Raw genomic sequence first — 1,970 nt, forward strand, 5'->3', positions numbered from 1 at the left:
TACGATTGATTCCGTGTTCTTCTTCTTTGTCATTTTAAGTGTTTTAAATGGTTAATGAATCCATCTTCAAGGCTAGCCTTGAAGATAACAAAACCATCACTTATCTTTAGACCAAGTTCAGTCCACTTTTAGTTGAAGATTTACAGTCTACACTTTAAATTCCCAGCCAACTCGAAATGATTTTTTTGAAATAACAGATTTTAAGGATTATTGCTTTAATGAAACCATACAAGCTAGTTACGCCATTCCTTTTCTTACACCCAAAACATATATTCCAGGAATCTATTCTTAAGTTTTTGGTTTGCATCAAATTATAAATACCGAAAGTACGCTATCAAGTTTAAACCAAACACTAGGCAAACAAATTGCTCAATAGCGTAGCCTGTTTTTATTTCTTTTTCTTAGCAAAAGGGTCAATCGAAATGCCTACTTGAAAATAGCCTGTTGCTTCTTGATTGTTCTCATATATAAAGTCTTGTGTAGGTTGCGCCTTTTCGGTCAAACGATTGCTGATGAAATTCTGTAATCCACCTTGGAAAGTACCAATCAAATAATCACTAAACCGATGCTCATAAATTATTCCAGATTTTATTTCTAACTGACTGTATTCAAAAACTTCAGCAAAATCGGGGTTATCCACATTAACATAGAATCCTGTTGAGCCAAAAGAACTTCCAATCGAAAAACGACCGTTCTCGCCCACAAACCTTCTTAACAATAGACGCTGGGGCAATATAAAATCAAGTTCCCATTTTGAGTTTTTAAACCTGTGATTGTATGTGAATGTTGGGAAGAATGGCAATTGTGATGTTGGGTCAACAAAAACAATAGCACCTAAAGTTATTGTCGTTCGCTCTGTCCTCTTCATTATAAAGGATAACCCAACCAGCCCTTTGACACGTTCAAACCCGTTATCGTTGCCATCTACAATTAAAGACGCATTGTAGATAACCGGTTTTTTAAATAGCGTTGAAAAATATGTAGAACTCAATGCGGTCGAAAAATTATGAAAGTTCACTATACCATTTTGTTCAAAAACCGTAACGCCTGTATTATCGATATTGTCAAATTCAAACTCATTAAACTGGTAATTGAGCGAGCCTGTCAATGACCATTTTCTGGTTCTATATAACGGAACATTGGCAGATGCCGTAAAGGTCTGTTGCGCTTTAATCTCGCCATCCTGAAAGGCTTCCCCAAATAATTCTGAATCAAAGTTCCTTGATAGACTTTGACCATATTCAAAATTTAAGATTCGGGTTCTGGGAAACTTTTCCTTGATTCCTGTGATTGATTTTTGCTTTAATGAGTCTATTCGCTGTTCTTGTGCTTTAGTAAGATTGAAACTTAAAAGCAGTATTGATACTATAATTGATTTGTTCATCCAGTTTTTTGATTCTTATGATTAATTATCTTTTGCAAGCCATTCTACAGCTTCGTTGTATTCGTCTATATCAAATTGTTTCATTGGTAAATTGGGCGACAGAAAATCTGCTAATGGCACCAAATTTTCTATCCAATCCTTGTCGCTTACTATGGCATATTTTTCAATCACTTTTATGGCTTTTAGCTTTAAATTCATTGTGTTTCTAAATGCTTTAAAACTTTCAAAGCCAAGAAAACTTTCTATAAAACCTATGAGTTTAATTTTTTCATCTTTCTCTGCTTTCTCAACTAAAAAATCGATAAAATCTTCGGCAGATTTTTCATCTATGTTCTCTGTAATTTTAAATAGGTAACAATCTTTCTGTTCTAATTTTTCTAAGGTTATCATTGTTATTCTTTTTCTAATTCAACTGTTGTTTAAATTGTTCTATTTGTTGTGTACGTCTTCAAACGAATCTGAACTGGCCCAGTCCAAAGTTAAGTCATAGTTTCAACTTTTGAATTTGGTGCTCTTTTCTTCTTTTGAGCATCGTTCTTCTCTTTATCAATTTACGGTTTTCCAATATCTTTTTGTCCAATCCAAA

Annotated in this window: 2 protein-coding genes; both read right to left on the reverse strand. The window is 33.8% G+C overall.

The genetic code is table 11. The features are described 5' to 3' along the window. Positions 1-388 precede the first annotated feature (388 nt). Complete coding sequence (locus EZV76_RS16755) at positions 389-1,384, reverse strand: C2 domain-containing protein (RefSeq protein ID WP_136567682.1); 996 nt, start codon at positions 1,382-1,384, stop codon at positions 389-391. Positions 1,385-1,405: 21 nt separating this feature from the next. After that, positions 1,406-1,774 carry a SpoIIAA family protein gene (locus tag EZV76_RS16760; protein WP_136567683.1) on the reverse strand — a complete coding sequence of 123 codons (369 nt, stop codon included), beginning with the start codon at positions 1,772-1,774 and terminating at the stop codon, positions 1,406-1,408. Positions 1,775-1,970 lie beyond the last annotated feature (196 nt).

It is taken from the genome of Flagellimonas alvinocaridis, assembly GCF_004916895.1.
GTDB classification, from domain to species: Bacteria; Bacteroidota; Bacteroidia; order Flavobacteriales; family Flavobacteriaceae; genus Flagellimonas; species Flagellimonas alvinocaridis.

Excerpts from the sequence above, each read along its gene's own strand:
- EZV76_RS16755 (WP_136567682.1), bottom strand. The coding sequence starts at position 1,384 with ATGAACAAATCAATTATAGTATCAATACTGCTTTTAAGTTTCAATCTT.
- EZV76_RS16760 (WP_136567683.1), bottom strand. The coding sequence starts at position 1,774 with ATGATAACCTTAGAAAAATTAGAACAGAAAGATTGTTACCTATTTAAA.